8 protein-coding genes and 1 pseudogene are annotated in these 17,223 nt (G+C 68.7%); 5 read left to right on the top strand and 4 right to left on the bottom strand.

Features of this window, described 5'->3' with window-relative positions:
• Positions 1-247: 247 nt before the first annotated feature.
• Entirely contained in the window at positions 248-958 is a 711-nt protein-coding gene (locus ACWDUZ_RS06240; protein ID WP_451630616.1) for a hypothetical protein, read from the top strand.
• Between the two features lie 55 nt (positions 959-1,013).
• Entirely contained in the window at positions 1,014-1,394 is a 381-nt protein-coding gene (locus ACWDUZ_RS06235; protein ID WP_451630615.1) for a hypothetical protein, read from the top strand.
• A gap of 11 nt (positions 1,395-1,405) precedes the next feature.
• On the opposite strand, the gene ACWDUZ_RS06230 is transcribed toward ACWDUZ_RS06235, so the two are convergent.
• Positions 1,406-1,837 carry an ATP-binding protein gene (locus ACWDUZ_RS06230; RefSeq protein ID WP_451630614.1) on the bottom strand — a complete coding sequence of 144 codons (432 nt, stop codon included), beginning with the start codon at positions 1,835-1,837 and terminating at the stop codon, positions 1,406-1,408.
• Between the two features lie 133 nt (positions 1,838-1,970).
• Between ACWDUZ_RS06230 and ACWDUZ_RS06225 the strand changes: the two are divergent.
• The 3 genes and pseudogenes from ACWDUZ_RS06225 to ACWDUZ_RS06215 all read left to right on the top strand — a co-directional run.
• Positions 1,971-2,357: pseudogene (locus tag ACWDUZ_RS06225) on the top strand (DUF5753 domain-containing protein); the annotation flags it as partial.
• A 4-nt stretch (positions 2,358-2,361) separates the two neighbouring features.
• Positions 2,362-2,559 carry a DUF397 domain-containing protein gene (locus ACWDUZ_RS06220; RefSeq protein ID WP_451630613.1) on the top strand — a complete coding sequence of 66 codons (198 nt, stop codon included), beginning with the start codon at positions 2,362-2,364 and terminating at the stop codon, positions 2,557-2,559.
• A 324-nt stretch (positions 2,560-2,883) separates the two neighbouring features.
• On the top strand, positions 2,884-4,587 hold the full coding sequence (locus ACWDUZ_RS06215; protein WP_451630612.1) for a multicopper oxidase family protein: 1,704 nt from the start codon (positions 2,884-2,886) through the stop codon (positions 4,585-4,587).
• Between the two features lie 58 nt (positions 4,588-4,645).
• Here ACWDUZ_RS06215 and ACWDUZ_RS06210 read toward each other — a convergent pair whose 3' ends face one another.
• The 3 genes from ACWDUZ_RS06210 to ACWDUZ_RS06200 form a co-directional block, all read right to left on the bottom strand.
• A complete protein-coding gene (locus ACWDUZ_RS06210) occupies positions 4,646-5,011 on the bottom strand; it encodes a hypothetical protein (protein WP_451630611.1) in 366 nt (121 codons plus the stop codon).
• Between the two features lie 13 nt (positions 5,012-5,024).
• Positions 5,025-16,121 carry a LamG-like jellyroll fold domain-containing protein gene (locus ACWDUZ_RS06205; protein ID WP_451630610.1) on the bottom strand — a complete coding sequence of 3,699 codons (11,097 nt, stop codon included), beginning with the start codon at positions 16,119-16,121 and terminating at the stop codon, positions 5,025-5,027.
• A gap of 271 nt (positions 16,122-16,392) precedes the next feature.
• Positions 16,393-17,166: a tetratricopeptide repeat protein gene (locus tag ACWDUZ_RS06200; protein ID WP_451630609.1), complete on the bottom strand. Its 774-nt coding sequence runs from the start codon at positions 17,164-17,166 to the stop codon at positions 16,393-16,395.
• Positions 17,167-17,223: the final 57 nt, after the last annotated feature.

Below are 17,223 nucleotides of genomic sequence, written 5' to 3'. Positions count from 1 at the left end.
CGCCTGAAGCGGATCGCAAAGTAGCCGACGCGGTTCCTGTGAACGGGAAACGGGGCCCCTGGATCAGCACATGATTCTCACAAGTAACGGCAAAAACATCCGTGCGGGCAGTGGCAGCTCCACTCCCGGCACGCGAACTTCTCGATCTTGACCGGCTGTTGGCGCATCTCTGACCTGTACATGAACTGTGCGCGTCCTGTGCGTCGTATGGTCCACCGGCCACCCTGGCTCGTTCAGAAGGACCTGCATGCACATCCCGTCCCGCGCCGCCCGTGTTCTCGCCGTGGCCGCGCTCCCCCTCGCCCTGGCGGCCTGCGGCTCGACCGAGAGCTCCTCCGCCGGGGCCACGGCGTCTCCGTCGCACTCCAAGGACCCGAACGCCGGCCTGTTCACCGGCACGCAGCTGAAGAAGGCGCTCGCCCCCGCGTCGTTCTTCCGGACCGGTTTCACCTCCGACCCCGACGCCACCCGGGACTCCGGGGACGCCTACGAGCCGCCGGCCACCAAGAGCCCGGCGAAGCCGGACTGCTCGCGGCTGGAGGGCACGTCCTGGATCGACGTCACCGGTGTCACCGGGGTCTCCTTCGCCCAGGGCGACTACGTCGACAAGAACACGTCCGAGGAGATCGCGCAGCAGATCGACACCTACCGCGGCACGACGGCGGCGAGCGTGCTGAAGGACGTGGAGCAGATCGCCACCACCGACTGTGCCACCTTCACCGACTCCGAGACCCACGCGAAGGTGAAGGTCGCCGGACAGGCCACGCCCGGCCTGGGCGACGAGGCCTTCACCGTCACCCTGACGAGCCCCGCCTGGGAGAACGGCACCACACTCGTCGCCACCCGGGTCGGCACCGACCTCGTCAGCGTGCTCTCGACGGACGGCCACGACAACGGCGCCGCCACGGCGGAGAAGCTGACGCGGCAGATCGTCGCATCCCTGAAGAAGACGGCCTGACCGTGCCCTACGCTTGCCCCCTGCGATGCCGTGGGGGGCAAGAGGTGGGGTGGAGATGGACAAGCGTCTGGAAGCCGGCCGGCTCCAGCGAATCGCGTGGTCGGTTGTGGCCTGGGGGTCACTCGGCCTGCTGATCTGGGTGCCGTTCCTGTACGTCGCGATCCGCCGCCGCCGAGCCTCGGACTGGGGCGCGTTCGCGGCCTTCACCCTCTACGAGTGCGTCACCCTGCCGTGGGCGTCCCGGACGGCCGGCGGTGACGGCGACCCGATCCTGGGCGCCGTCGCCATGCTGTGCCTGCTGGTGGCGACGGCCATGCTGCTGTTCGCGGTCTTCGACGCCCCGCGGCCGAAGCAGGGCGCACAACTGCCGTACGACGCACCGCCCCTGCCCGCATCCCCGCAGGGCCAGCCGTACGGGTACCCGTACGGGCGGTAGCGGCAGACAGGTCAGGCGGCGGCCAGTTCGCACCAGACGACCTTGCCGCGGTTGCCCTCCCTGGCGGGCGGCTGCCATCCCCAGAGGTCGGCGCACGCCCGGACGAGCCCGAGCCCGAGCCCCCGCCCCTCCTCCAGGTCGACGGCCCGCTCCAACGGCACCGGCGGCTCCGGCGGCGCGGGATCGGCGTCCCACGCCCCGATCCGCAGTACGCCGGCCGCCCAGCGGACGCGGAGAGCGGCGGGCCCCTTGGTGTGCCGCACGGCGTTGGACACCAGCTCGGTCGCGAGCAGTTCGGCGATGTCGACTAGTCGGATCAGTCCGTGCATGGTGAGGATCAGGCGGAGCGTACGGCGACTGACGGTGACGGCGCGGGGGTCGTTGGGGATGTAGAGGCAGTACTCCCAGGGGTCGGCGGGGGCGGCCTGGGCGGTTTCGGGCATGGGTGAACTCCGTTCGGACTCAGGAGGTGATTGCGGTGCCAGGGCGGTGGCCTGCCGCAGCCGTCATGGCAGGACGGAGCGGTGCGCTTCCGGTGACCCGGGGTTTCGCAGCGTGTGCGTCGCGTCACCGACACGGAGGGCCGCCATCGAGCGGCCCGACCCGATCCCGTACGAGGCTGTCATCCATGAGGCGGCACTGCGCATCCGAGTCGGTGACCGTGGCGCGGCACGCGCTCAACTCAACCGCGTCCTGGAGCTCTCCGAAGCCGGCCACGTCACCGTACGAGTCATCCCGTTCGACCTGGATGGTTTTGCCGGAGCAGGCAGCGCCATGGTGTACGCGGGCGGCTCCATCCCGAAGCTGGACACGGTGGTGCGCGACGGCCCCCACGGCACGGTGTTCATCGATGCGGAAGCTCAACTGTGCCGCTTCCGACCACTCTTCCGTAGGCTGGAAGCCGCGTCGCTCGAACCCGAACGTTCCCGCGACTTCATCCACAGGCTGGCGAAGGAACTGTGAAGCGATGACCAACCACGGAACCTGGCAGAAGTCGTCCTACTCCGGCGGCGGCGAGGGCAACGCCTGCGTAGAGATCGCGCACCGCCCCGCCCACATAGCCGTCCGCGACTCCAAAACCCCGGCCAGAGCCACCCTCACCTTCCCCGTCGAAGCGTTCGGCACCTTCCTCGAAGCCCTCAAGCGGTCCCCCGATTCGCTCTGAATATTGTAGCTTCAATTCCGACTCTGCCGAATTGCTGCCGCAATCAGCTGAAGGAGTGCCTTTCTCCTTAAACGACAAGCGCGTTTGCGGCAGTGTCCCGAACCAGCCCTGTATGCCTTGAACGCCATGTGCGGCGACGAAAGGCTGGCAAAGATGGTGGAGCGAAGGAAATTCCTCATGGCCGGCGCCCTGGGGGGTGCGGCCCTGCTTCCAGGGGGTGTTCCGGGGACGCGGGCGTACGCGGCGCCGGCTCACGGGTCAGGGCCCGCGGACACCCCGCACACGCCTCCGCTGAGGAAGTTCGTCGATCCGCTGCCCAGGCCGGTGACAGCCATCGCGGACTCTTCCGTGTATCCGGGCGCCGACTACTACGAGATCACCATGCGGCAGGGCTCGTGGCAGTTCCACCGGGATCTGAAGCCGGCACCCGTGTGGGGTTACTGGGCGACGAACCCGCACGAACTGCACAAAGCGATCGGCATGGGCTACCTCGGGCCGACCATCAATACGACCAAGGGCCACCCGACGGTCGTCAAGTGGCGCAATGAGCTGCCGACCACCCACATGTTCCAGTTCGTGATCGACAAGATCCGCAACAGCGACCCCCAGCTCACTCCGATCGCCCCGCCTCCCTACAAGAGCGTTCTGCCCTTCCCCTCGAACGTCAACGTGTGGAACGTCGCTCACCAGCACGGCGGTTACACGGCGCCGCAGTCCGACGGGCTGCCGCTCCAGTCGTTCAGCCCGGACGGCATCCATGCCGAGCACTACGCCACCCTGGACCCGAGCCGGGTCGAACCCAACGAAGCGATCTTCGGCTACACCAACCGGAGCCGTTCGTGCATGCTCTGGTACCACGATCACGGCATGGGGATGACCAGCCTCAACGTCTATGCGGGCCTTGCGGGTCTCTACTTCGTCCGCGACCCCGCCGACGAGCGACTCGGCCTGCCGCAAGGCGCATACGAAGTGCCCCTCGTCATCCAGGACCGGACCTTCCACCCGGACGGCTCACTCGCCTACACCATGACGCAGCGGGAGGGCGAGGACACGCCGGTCGTCAACGGCAAGGCGTACCCGTTCCTGGCGGTCGAACCGCGACGTTACCGGCTGCGCATTCTCAACGCCTCGAACGAGCGATTCTGGCGGCTGAGGTTCGACGTTCCCAGGGACGTCCTGCTCGAGCCCACACTGCCGTTCTGGCTCATCGGAACCGACGGCGGTTTCCGTAAGCCGTTGCAGATGCTGAATTTCCTGATCTCGCCGGCCGAGCGGTACGACCTGATCGTCGACTTCAGCCGGATGCCCATGGGCACGAAGGTCACCTTGACGAACTACAACGCTCCGGTCCACTACCCCGGCGGCGGTGGACCGGACATCACGGAAATCATGGAGTTCCGTGTCACCGAACGACTGTCCGGAGGACGGGACAGAACGACGCCGCCCAAGAGACTGAAGCTCTCGTCGCCCGCGCCCATCGAGGTGAATCGGCACACCCGGCGACGGGAATGGGTCACGTACCAGCACAAGCTCTTCAGCACCATGACCTTCAACGCGGTGCCCTTCATGGAGCCGTCGCAGGATTTCGTCAGGGCGGGCTCGACCGAGATCTGGGAGTACATCAATCCCCACCACGACGCCCACCCGATGCACGTCCACCTCGTCACCTTCCGGGTGTTGAACAGGCAGCCGATCGACGCGGCCGCCTACCAGGAGGACTACGACAAGTGGGTCTACGGTGGCCGCAGACCGGAGGACCGTCCGGTGCTCGGGAACTACCTCACCGGCCCACCGATTCCGCCGGACCCGGACGAAGCGCTGTCCGACAAGGACACGTTCAAGTCCTATCCGGAGACGGTGACCAGGATCGTCATCGAGAACATCACCCCACCGACGGACACGATCGCGTCCATCCCGGGCAGCGGCGCCGAGCTTCCGGCGACGTACATCCACCACTGCCACATCCTCGAACACGAGGACGACGATCTGATGCGCCCCTGGACGATCGTGGGGCCCGACGGCAGCTAATGCTGCAACAAGCAACGTTCGCCCCGTCACCACCCCGAGAGGCCGAAGCGAGAAAACCTCACTGTTCGACCCAGGTGTGCCTGGACCACATCTGGTCTCGGTCCGCGGCCTCCAGGAGAACCTGGATCCCCGTCTCCCGAGGGAGGATGGACCCCTTCGGCCAGTGGATCTCCTCCCCGGCGACCATGATCTCCACCTCCTCGGGATCGTCGACGAGCTGCAGGTTGTAGAACGTCCGGTCGCGAAGTGCCGTGACCGTGGAGAACTCCGGTTCCACAGTCACGATCACACAGTCGTCCTCACCGTCGTCCAAGGTCAGGCCGAGGGACGCATCCGACGGAATCGACCGGTACACGTCCGGCAGCTGTGACAGAGGCACCTCTGAGTGACGGTACGAGGGGTCCCACACTTCGACGGTCACCACATTGGACATTCAGTTACCTTCCAGGAGCTTTGACGAACTTCCCCAGTTCACGTGTATATGTACCGACGTGGCCCAGGGGGTCGTAGACCTCGAGAGTATCCAGGTCCAGTTGTTCGGCGTATCCGGCCATCGAGTTACGGCAGAACCTACAGGTGACCCGGTCCGTGTAGATCTTGGCGTTACCGCCGGAGTACCCACGGTCCAGGGCCTGGGTGACCATATCCCCTTCGGCATGATCTTCATACGAAGTGGCGGTCATCCGGTTCCCCTTGCCAGGGAACTTGACGGGGCGGGGGAGTTTACCGTTCTGCCCGTACAGGGGCTCCCGGTCACCGTCGAAGACCATCTTCCCAAGAGTGTTCTTCTTGGCTCCCTTGACCTTGGCGGCCACGTCCGCGTCTTCCTTGGCGACGGAGTCCATACCCATCTCCTTGCGCATCTGCGCGAGTTCGTTCTGGACAGCGGTGTTGCAGTTGTGGACCAGTACGGCGTTCGTGCCGGCTTCCACGTAGTACGTGTGGAGGCTGCCGATGGTCAGGTCGTAGGTCGTGGTGTTCGCGTGGTACAGGCGGACACCGGTGACCTCGGCCGTGCCCGACGGCGTCTGGAGGACGTCGCCCGGCTTCAGGTCCTTCGCCTCGACGAAGGCCGACTGGGTCTCGTCGTAGAAGGGGTGGTGGAAGGTCGTCGTCAGGTGGGCGTCCTGCGCGCCGGCCTTCGCGGCCTGCGCGGACGACACCGTGCTGACCGCCGCCACCGGCGCCGTCGCCGGCTGGTGGGCGTCGCCGTGTCCGTGGCCGCCCGCCAGGGCGCCCAGCACCGCGGCCGACGCCGCCAGGCCGAAGGCCGCCTTGCGGGCCGCCTTCTTGGCCACGGACTTGACCGCAGTCTTCGCACCGGACTTGGCCGACCGCTTGCCCGTGGACTCGCCCGTCTTCCTGATCGCCACGTCCACGAAGTCGTGGTCCGTGTGCGTCACGATCACGGCGGTCACCTTGTGGGCCTCGGTGCCGACGGCGCCGGGCACCGAGTTGGCGATCTTGTCACCGACCCGCACCAGTTCGATGGCCTTGGTCGTGCCGTCGGCCATGAGCACCCGCGTGCCGGCGGTGAAGCTGTGACACTCGACCTCGGACTGGGACTGGCTCCGAGTTCCCGCCCCCTCCGACTCCGCCCGTGAGGCGGCCGCCTCCGTGGCATCCGCGGTCGCTGTCTCCTCGGCCTCCGTGGCCCCCTTGCCGAACAGGCCGCCCACGACCTTCATCGCCTTCGGCGCGACCTTCGCCAGGAGCTTGCCGCCCAGGCTGCCCAGGGCGCCGCCCACGGCGCCCGCGACCGCGCCCGTCACCGCCGAGCCCGCGAAGGCGCCCACGCTGCAGTCGCCGCCGCCGTTCTCCGCGCACTTGAAGCCCTGCTCGACCAGCGAGCCCGCCGCACCCGCGACTGCCGCGCAGCCGATGGAGCCGACGCCGGCCGTGAGCGCCTCGCAGCCGGCGAACACCGCCGTGGAGACCACGAAGGAGGTGATCGCGGCGGCGTGGTGCTTGACGTACTTCGCCGCCGACTTCGCCGCCTTGACCGTGGCGTGGTAGGCCGTGCGCGCCGCGTGGGCGACCGCGTGCGCGGCCTTCTTCACCGCGTGCGCGACCTTGTGCGCCGCCTTCTTCACCGCGTGCACCACGCGGTGCACCGCGTGCGAGACCTTGTGGTACGCGGAGTGGACCGCGTGGACGACCCGGTGATACGCGCGTCTGACGTGGATGGCCGCGTAGTGGTACACGCGCCGCACCACCCGCACCGTGGCGTGGTAGTAGTCCCGCACCTTGTGCACGACCTTGTGGGCCACGTGTTTGACCGCGTGGACGACCTTCTTCGCGGCGTGCTTGACCGCGTGGTAGACCTTGTGGACGACGTGCTTGACGGCCTTCTTCACATGGTGGGCGGCCTTCTTCGCGCCGCACACCACGTCGTACCAGGAGCAGTTGCCCGACTCGTCGGTGCCCGCCAGCGGGTTGTCGTCGACGTAGGCGAACGGGTTCGCCGCCACCGAGTTCGGCACCGCGTCCAGCGAGGCGCTGTCCTTGTTCAGGAACTGCCCGGTGCCCGGGTCGTACCACCGCGAGGCCGTGCCCACGTTGCCCGTGCCGGGCTCCGTCCAGCCGGACTGGAAGCCCAGGTGACCGCTGATCGTGTTCGTCGGCGAGACCACCTTGCCCAGCGGGTCGTAGGACACCGAGCCCGCCAGCGACGTCGCACCCGGGGTGAAGGTGCCGACCACGTCGCTGTGCTGGTCGGTCAGGGCCAGCACCCCGTTGCCGCCACCGACCGGCTTGATGCCCACGACATCGCCTGCCGGGTCGTAGGTGTAGGTGCTGTCGCCGTCCGAGGCGATCGTGTTGTCCGCCCCCGAGTAGGTGAAGGTGCGGGTCGAGTTCGCCTCCGTGTCCCGGTCGGAGATGTTCCGGCCGACCGCGTCCAGCGTGTACGACTGCTGCCCGGCGACGATCTGGCCGCCGAAGGCGTCCGCCTTGTACGACACCGTGCCCGACGCCGACGACTCCTGCGTCATCGTGCCGCGCGCCGAGTAGTCGTAGGAGTGGACGCCGTCCGACGTCAACTCGTCGCGCTCGTCGTAGGTGTAGACGTCCGAGCCGTTGCGGATGCGGTTGCCCGACGCGTCGTACGCGTACGACGTCGTCTTGCTGCCGTCGTTCCACGACGTCAGGCGGTTCGCCCAGTCGTAGGTGTAGGTGTTGGCCGACGCGCCCGAGACGCCCGTCGTCGTCTTCGACGTCAGGTTGCCGTTCTTGTCGTAGCCGTAGCTGAAGCTCGCCAGTGTGGAGGCGCCCTGCACCAGCACATCGCTGGTCAGCTCGTGCGCGCTGTTGTAGCCGAAGGTGCGGGTCTGGCCCGTCGCGCCGTACTTGACCGTCCTGAGCTGGTTCAGCTGGTCGTAGGTGTACGTCAGCTGGTTGCCGGTGGCCGCGTCGTTCAGGGAGGACAGGCGGCCGGCCGTGTCGTAGCCGTACGTCGTCGTGCCCGCGGCGTCCGTGCGGGACGTCATCTGACCGTCGTCGCTGTAGGCGAAGCTCGAGGAGCCCGCCGAGCCCGACGCCGTCAGCACGTCGCTGCGGTCGTCGTAGGTGAACTGCTCGTGGGTGGCGTCCTGGTGGTCCACCGCCCCGGCGATGCCCGCCTCGTCGGTGTCCGCCGACGTGACCCGGCCGTCCGCGTCGTAGCCGAAGCTCCGCTTGGCCGTCGCCGCGTCGGCGCCCGCGCCGGACATCGTCTTCAGCTGGCCGTTGGCGTCGTAGGTCATCGCCGTCGTGACCCCGCCGGGCAGCGTCACGTTCGTCAGCTGACCGTCGGCGTCGTAGGCGAAGGTCGTCGTCGAGTCGGCCGCGGAGGTGTACTTGGCGGTGGTCGGCTCGATCACCTTCTCCTGCTGGCCCCACGGCGTGTACGTGTAGCGCCAGGAGTTGCCGCGGCCGTCGGTGAAGCGGGTCCGGTTGCCGGCCGCGTCGTAGCCGAAGGTCGTGGTGATCGACGTGGAGGCGTCGACCGGCTGGATCTCCTGCGTGATGGTGCCGGCCGCGTCGTAGGTGAAGCGGTTGGTGTGGCCGTCGGCGTCCGTGGTCGACGTCATGTTGCCGACGCCGTCGTAGGTCTGGGAGGTCTCCCAGAGCTTGGTGCCGCCGGCGTCGTAGGACCGCGTGGCCGTCGGGTCGCCGTCGGCGTTGTAGTCGGTCGTGGTGTAGGTGCCGTCCGCGAGGGTCGTCTTCGCTCGGTTGCCCTCGAAGTCGTACGCGTAGCGGGTGGTGTTGCCGGCGCCGTCGGTGACCGAGGTGATGTCACCCGCCCGGTTGTAGCCGTACGACGTCGTCACACCGCCCGGGGAGGTGGTGGAGGCGACGTGCGCGCCGTAGGGGTTGCCCGCGGTGACCGCGTAGGAGGTCGTGGACGTCAGCGTCCGCGTCGACGGGAAGCGCTCCAGCGTCGTCTGCGTGACCTGCCGGCCCAGGAAGTCGTACGTGGCCTGGGTCTGCGCGCCCGCCGGGTCCGTCATGGACAGCTGCTCGCCGTCGGGGTCGTACGTGGCGTGCGTCTTCGTGCCGTCCGGGGCCGTCGTCTGGACGAGGTTGCCCAGCTGGTCGTACAGGTACGACGTGGTCTTGCCGCCGGGCGTGGTGACGGAGGTCTGGTTGCCCTCGCTGTCGTAGGTGTAGACGGTCGTGCCCGCGTTGGGCGTCGAGGCGCCCGCCGGGGTGTACCGCGGCAGGGCCTCGGAGACCTTGTTGCCCTCCGCGTCGTACGCCGTCGTCGTGACCAGGCCGTTCGGGTCCTGCTCCTCGACGGCCTCACCGAAGGTGTTGAAACCGCTGGTGGTGACCGGGCGCACGGTGGCGGCGGTGGTGCCGTCCGGCTCGGCCTGGACGGCGGGCGCGGTGGTGACCGCGAGGTTGCCCGCCTCGTCGTAGGAGTAGTCGGTGGTGTGCTGCTCGGCGTCCGTCATGGACGTGGGCAGGCCCCGCTTGTCGTAGGTGTACTTGGTGGTCTGCGCGTCGGAGGAGCCGACCGTGCCGCCCGAACGGCCCTTGCCGTACAGCGAGGAGATCTCGGACGCGGACAGGGCCCGCTGGTAGGCCTGCGCGTCGGTGACCGCACCGGCGAACCAGTCGGTGTAGGTGTCGGACCACTGGGTGCGGCCGATCTGCATCGGTCCGGTCGCGCCCCACGCCGTCGTGTACGCCGTGGAGCCTTGCAGCTGCCCGTCGACGTAGAGGCTGATCTCCTGCTTCGAAGCGTCGTAGACGCCGGTGATCTGGGTCCACGCGCCGGTCGTCGGCGCGGTGGTGGCCGCCACCTTCTGGTAGGACCAGGTGCCGCCCACCGGGGCGTCCTGGTTCACCGCCCGCAGTGCCCAGGTGCCCGAACTGTTCTCGTAGCCCAGGTAGAACGGGCTGCGGTGCGTGCCGTCCTGGCTGAGCACGGTGCTGTTGTGCGTCGGGACGCTGTCCAGCTTCACCCACGCCGAGACCGTGTACGAGCTGCTGGTGTCCAGCACCGGGCCGCTGGTGGCCAGGTGACTGCTGGTGCCGTTCAGCGTGGCGGCGCCGTCGTTCCAGGTGACGTCGGTGGCGGTGGCGGTGTTGCCGGTGCCGGAGGCGTCGGTGACGTTGGTGCCGGACGTCTGGTTCAGCTTCCACCAGCCGGACGGATGACCGGAGGCGTCCCCGTACAGCGTCTCGCTGAGCAGGTTGCCCATGTCGTCGTAGGTGTCGGTGGTGGTGCGGTCGTAGCCCGAGGCGTCGTGGTCGTTCTCGGTGGCGACCTGGTCGTCCGGGGTGTACGACACCGTGGTCACCCGGTCCACGCCGGTCGGGTCCAGCTCCGTGGAGGTGGTCCGGGAGGCGGCGTCCACGGTGTACTTGCTGACGGTCTCGCCGTTGTCCGTGGTGGACTGGAGCAGGTTGCCGGCCGCGTCGTAGCTGTCCGACTCCAGCACATAGGTGCTCTTGCCGTCGGCGCTGGTCCGCTTCACCGTCGCGGTCAGACCGTCGTCGGTGTACGTGTACGACGTGGTGTTGCCCATCGCGTCGGTGATGGACGCGAGCCGGCCGGCCGGGTCGTAGGCCCGGGAGGATTCGATCAGCAGGGCCGGCGACTGCGGGTTCGTCGGGTCGCCGGTGTCCATGACGCCCTGCGTGAGCAGGTTGCCGTTGTCGTCGTAGGTGTACCGGGTCTCGTTGCCGGCGCTGGTGACCTCCTTGGTCTTGTTGCCGGAGGTGTCGTACGTGTACGTCGTGGTGTTGCCGTCACTCGCGCCCTCGGCCGCGTTGGCGTCGGACTCGGTCAGCACGTGGTCGTAGACGTCGTAGGTCCACGTCTGCGTGCGGGCCCGGTCGCCGCCGCTCGCGTCGGAGACGGTCTGCGAGGTGGTGTTGCCGTCCTCGTCGTAGACCGTGCTGGTGACGGCGGCGTGGGTGGCGCCGGTGACGCGGTCGGTGAGCTGCGGGTCGTGCTCCTCGACCACCTGGCCGGCGGCGTCGTACGTGTACGTCGTCACCAGGCCGTCCGGGTAGGTGTCCGAGACGACCTTCTGGCTGGTCACCTGCCCCACGCCGTCGTAGGTGTACCGGGTGACCAGGCCGATGGCGTCGGTGGTGGAGGCCACGTCGCCGTTCTTGAAGTACGACACCCGGTTGACCGCGCCGCCGGGGCTGACGGTCTTCACCGGCAGGCCCCTCGGCACGACGCCGCCGTCGGCGGACGGGTAGGCGCTGGTGCCGTCGCTGTACTCGGTCGTGGTGGTGCGGCCGTCCGGGAAGCCGGGCACCGCGGGACCGGTGATCGCGGTCTGGTTGCCCGCCGCGTCGTACGTGTACGACGTCAGATAGGTGTCGTCGGTCGCGGACGAGGAGCGGCCGTCACGCTCGGTCAGCAACTGGTCGTTGCGCGGGTCCGCGGTGGTCAGCTGGGCCGTGGTGTCGTCCGGGTAGTACGTGTAGTACTCGGTGTTGCACTGGTTCGCGGTCTGGTCCTGGCAGGACGTGGAGGACACGATGTTGCCGCGGACGTCGTGGCCGGTCACGGTCATCGCCCCGTTGGGGTCGGTGACGGTGTGCTCGAAGCCGGCGGTGTCGTAGCCGAAGCTGGTCCTGTTGCCCAGGCCGTCGGTCTCGGTGAGGGCGCGGTTGCCGTGCTCGACGTCGTAGGTGTACGTCAGCGTCGAGTTGGTCGGCGAGGTGACCTTGACGGTCTCCACCGGCAGCAGACCGGTGGAGTTCTTCGCCGCCTGGAACTGCTCGGTGACGTCCGCGGCGGACAGCTGCGAGCGGAAGAGGGCGACGTCCGCGAGCGAGCCCTTGAAGTAGCTCGCGTAACCGGTGTTGTCGCCGGTGTTGTGGTGCGGCTCGTCCGGCCAGTAGCCGCCGACGAAACCGGCGCCGACATAGGTGTACGGCTGATTGGACATCGCCGCGGTGCCGGTCTGGGTGCCGACGAGGGCGCCGTCGAGGTACAGCGACTGACTGGTGGCGGAGGTCGCGAGCACCACGTGGTGCCACTTGTTGTCGGTGACAGCGGCGGAGGAGGCCAGCGGATTGTCCGAGCCGGTGGAGAACCAGTACTCGCCGTAGAGCTTGCCGCTGCTGCCGATGTACAGCACGGGGGTGTACCCGGTGGGGGTCGTGCCGGAGCTCAGCGGGTCTCTGGAGACGCCGAGCAGCACGCCGTTCGCGGTCGACGTCTTGAACCACATGCTGACCGACTCGGGACCCGAGCCCGGCACAGAACCGTTCGGCAGAGTGACCGAGGAGGCCGTCCCGTCGAAGGAGGCGGCCTTGGCGTCGCTGAAGGGGCCGGATCCGCCGAGGGTCACGGAGCCGTAGCTGCCGTCACCGCCGCGCACCTGGTCCACGGCACTCGTGGCGCCCGCGGCCTCGCCGAGGCGGAAGTACTCCGACGGCGCCCCGCCGAGCACGGCTCCCCGGTAGGTGTCGCTGGACCCGGCGACGGTGGGCGCGCCCAGCTTCCACAGGCCGCCGTTCTCGTCGGTGAGCTGGGTCAGCGTGGTGCTGTCCGAGTCGTACGTCATCGCCGCGAAGGTCTTGCCGGACGGCCGGGTGACGGAGCTCAGCAGGCTGGTGCCGTGGGTGCCGTAGGTGTAGAGCGCGTTGACGTCGGCGGCGACCAGCGGGCGCCCGTACCAGGCGGCGTCGGCGATGGAGCCGTTGAAGTAGGTGGCGTAGCCGTCGCCGTCGGTCGTCGAGTGGTGCGGTTCGTCGGGCCACGCGCCGCCGAGGAAGCCGGTGCCGAGGTAGTTGAACGACTGGTTCTTGCCGAAGGCGGTGGCGCTCTTGATGGAGACGGTGCCCGTGCGCGAGCCCACCTTGACCTTGTCCAGGTACAGCGTCTGGGAGTTGCCGGCGGCGGAGAGCACCACGTGGTGCCACTTGCCGTCGGCGACGGACGCGGAGGACACGATCGGGTTGACGCCGCCGCTGTACCAGAACTCGGCGTTCAGCTTGCCGTCGGTGCCGACGTAGATGGACGGGGTGTAGAAGCCGGCGGCCTGCCCGGAGCCGATCGGCTGGGAGGCGTAGGAGTAGAGCACGCCGGGACCTTGCGAGGTCTTGAACCACAGGGATATCGCACCCGAGTCGGTGTCGTTGCCGAGGTTCTTGGGCAGCGCGATGTCGGAGGAGGTGCCGTTGAAGCCGGCGGCCTTCGCGGTGGAGCCGGTCAGCGGGCCGGCCGACTGGCCGAGGGTGACGTTCTCGTACGTGGCGTTGGTGGTGCCCTCGTTGGCGAGGACGGCGTCCTTCGCCGTGGTGCCGGAGGTCTCCGACAGCGGCCAGAAGGTGTGCGGGTCCAGGTCGAGCGCCGCGTTGCGGTAGCCGGAGCCGGAGGCGTAGCCGTAGGTGGTGCACTTGGTGGCCGACAGCGGCGAGCAGACCTTGGTCAGCTGGTCGCCGGTGTAGCCGTAGGTCCAGGTCTGGACGGTGTTCGCGTCGCCGGGGGTGACCGGGTCGGTGACGACGGTGGCCACGTGCGCGGCCTGGGCGCCCGAGGGGGTCTGCCAGGTCAGCGACAGGGAGCGGCCGGAGACCGCGGAGGTCATCTTCGTGATGTGGCCGCTGGTCCAGGTGAGGTTCACCGAGCGGCCGTCGGCGTCCGTCACCGACGTCAGGCCGTAGCCGCCGGAGCCCAGGGACTGGGTGAAGGTGTAGACGGTGTCGTCCTTGTCGGTCAGCGTGTAGCCGCCGGTGACCGACGTGAAGGTGGCGAAGCGTCCGCTGCCGGGTGTGAAGGTGCCGTCGCTGTTCTTGCCGTAGCCGACCTGCGAGCCGTCCGGGTAGGTGACGACGACGCTGGAGACCGCGCCGGAGGCGGTGTACTGCTCGGTGGCCCGGGAGTCGAAGATGCTGGACCAGCCGGCGCCGAACGCGCCCGTCCAGCGCGGGTCGCGGGAGTTGTAGGCGCGTTCGACGTCCAGGGACGGGCCGACGGTGGAGATCGAGGCGTCGGTGTCGGAGGTGGTGTAGTTGCCGATGGACGCGTCGAAGCCGTGGTCGCTGCTGTTCTGCGACAGCCCGGAAGTGATCACGGGCTGCGGTACCTGCACGGACAGCGAGTACAGCTCGGCCGGGGAGTACAGCTTGGTGGTCGCGTCGTACGCCTGGACGGCCCAGGTGTAGGACTTGCCCCAGGCGAGCTTGCCGGCGGGCACGGTCCAGTCGCCGGTGGAGAGCAGGCCGGAGTCTACGATCTTGGTGGTGCCGGAGGCGTCGAAGACCTGGAAGAGGTACTGGTTGGTGCTGCCGCTGGTGGAGTTGGCCCCGCCCGCCCATGCGGTCAGCTCCGGTTGGGTGGTGCCCACGACCGCGTTGTCCTGCGGGAACTGCTCGTACAGCTGCGGCGCGGTGTTCCCGGTGTAGGTGACCTCGATCCACGGGCCCTTGCCCGGATCGTTGAAGGAGCCGAACTGCTTCCAGTGCAGGGCGTCGGCGGTGGAGGCGTACACCGCCAGGCCGTGGTCGGCGGTGGTGCCGTTGAACCAGCCCTGAATGGCGGAGGTGGACAGCGGGACGGTCACCCAGTCGCCGACGGTGCGGTCGGCGGCGGTGTTGGCGCACGCGTGGGGCACGCTCGGGGTGGCGTTGCCGATGGAGGAGCCCTTCGAGGGGCCCGGGTAGGAGGTGACGGACTCGGGGGTCCAGGAGCCGGTCACCAGGGCCACGTCGAAACGCTCCGCCGTGCAGGTGGAGGCCCAGGTGTCGAACAGGTGCAGGGTCGCGGAGGTGACGGTGGCGTGGCTGCCGTCCCAGGCGGTGTCCCAGTGGTTGACGAAGCCGATCGCGGAGTGGGCGCCGGAGTCGTAGGAGCCGGCCTTGATGGTCTGCTCGTAGGAGTGGTCGACGTTGTTGCCGGAACCGGACTCGGCGTAGGTGGTGGTCCAGCCGTCCTCGACGGTCGGGTCGACGGTGACCGGAAAGACGCGGTGGGGGTCGTGCAGCCAGCGGCTGTCCAGCGTCACCTTCAGCGCGTAGCCGTCCTGGGAGCGGACCAGTTCGGAGGTGACGTCGTGGGTGGTGGCCGGGTCGCCGGAGCGGCGGTCGACGTTCGAGTCGTAGGCGTAGGCCGGAGGGATGCGCTCGACGGTCCGGCCGGCGGAGTTCCTGAGGTCGATCCAGCCGTTGTGGCGCTGGACGGGGGTGAGGCCCTTGAGAGTGAGGGGGAAGGTCCAGGAGTTGCCGGCGACCGTGGAGTGCAGGACGACCGACTCCTTCACGCCGGTGGCGGTGGGCGTCACCTTCAGGTCGGTGGCGTCGAGGGCACCGGCGTAGGTGACGGTGGAGCCGCGCGCGGTGCCCTTCACGGGGGCGGCGCCCTGGAGCGAGTAGGCGGCTCGGTGCCCCGGGTCGGTCGCGAGGGAGGCGAGGGCGGGGTCGGTGGCCCTGGCGCCGAAGTCGACCGCGACGGAGTTGGCCTTCTCGTGCCAGCGGCCGTCCGGTCCGGCTCGCACGTCCACGTCGATCGGCGCCCAGCGTCCCTTTCCGACCTGGTAGTTGACCGGGGTGGGCGATATCCGGCGGGTGGTGGAGCCGTCGGCGTTGTCGTAGACCGTCTCGTTGCGCGTGGACTTGGTGGTGTCGCGCTTGCTGGTCTTGGCGTCGAAGGCGCCGCCGCCGCTGCGGCCGTGCGTGACGGCCGGCTTGTGCGGGTGGTAGAGGGACAGCTCGCCGCGTCCCTTGCCGGGGGCGTGGCCCGCGCCGCGATGGGCGTCGGTGGCGTCGGCGGAGACGTGGTGCCGGTGCCCGGCGGCCGTGCCGGACTGCTGGTGCGGCAGCCTGCCCCAGTGCGGGTCGGTGAACCAGGAGGCGATGGAGGCCAGGCTCATGCTCGGCAACTCGACACGGCCCAGTTCGAGACCCTCCGCAAGGGCCTGATCCGTCGTCAGCATCAGCGCCAGCGCGGTGAGCGCCACCACGGCGACGAGGCGCCGCGCCCGGCGGGTGCGGCGTACGGGCCGCGCGGCGCGCGAGGGGCGCGAGGGGCCCGCGGGACGCGCGGGGCGCGGGCGGCGGCTGAGCGGCCACAGAGGCACGGCTTCGACTCCAGCGATCAGGATCGGCATAGAAACGCGCCGATCTTGCCCGCTGTGAACATCCTGTGAACAGATTCAAGAGGTGATCTTGTGCAGCTCTTGACCGCCTCTTGCTGCACATGACCGATTTACCGCCGGGCGCGCCTTTGTGACTTGTGCGCGCCTTTGCCTCGTCATCATGTACAGAACATCAAAGCTTCACCTGACGGTGACTCACGTCTTGACGTACCTACTGCCCTTCACCTACAGCCGTGTGTCCTGGAGCGCGTGGTCAGCGGTACTTCCGGACCGTCTTCACCATGGCCTCGGCCTCCCCGGGGCAGCCGGCCAGTTCACCGGCGCGGCGGATGTCCTCGTCGGTCACGTTGCGCGCGAGCGCGATCGCCTCGTGGAGCCCGTCGGCGTTCCCGGAGTTGACCATCTTGAGGAACCACCGCAGGGCCTCGACACCGTTCCGGCGGCCGGCGGTGCCGTCCCGGTACCAGCAGGCGGCGACGTACATCGCCCCGTCATGTCCGGCCTCCGCGGCCCTCAGATAACTGCGCAGGGCCTCGGCGTCCTGGCCCATGGCCGCGAGCAGGTCGCCGAGGACAACATAAGCGTCGACGACGCCGCCCTCCGCGGCCGACCGCAGGAGATCCGCGACCGACTGAGGGTCACGCTTCCCCCACCACAACTGCGCCAGATTGAACTGCGCGTGTGCATCCCCTGCGTCGGCGGCTTCCTTGAACAGCCGCTCCGCCTCCGCGAGATCCTCCGGGACTCCCAGGCCGTTCGCATATAGATGCCCCAGGCTGCGCTTGCCCATGGCACTGCCCCGGTCAGCGGTCTTCCTGAACCAGAAAGCGGCATCGGAGGGGTTCTCCGCGAATTCCAGGAGAATCCCCCCGAGCACGTTCTGGGCAGCCATGTCGCCGGATTCCGCCGCCGCCGTGAGCGACGGCAGAATGTCGCCGAGCCGGTCAGCCGCGTCCGCATGTCCGTCTTGTGCGGACTCCAGGAGGGCCAGGGCGGTTGCGGCGACACCAAGGAGTTCGCCTGTCATGCGGGCATGGTATCGGCAGGCTCTCCTGCCGCACGAGCAGGTGATTCATTCCGCCGG

Source organism: Streptomyces sp. NPDC003393 (genome assembly GCF_053589015.1).
This window is presented reverse-complemented; position numbering and strand designations above follow the sequence as displayed.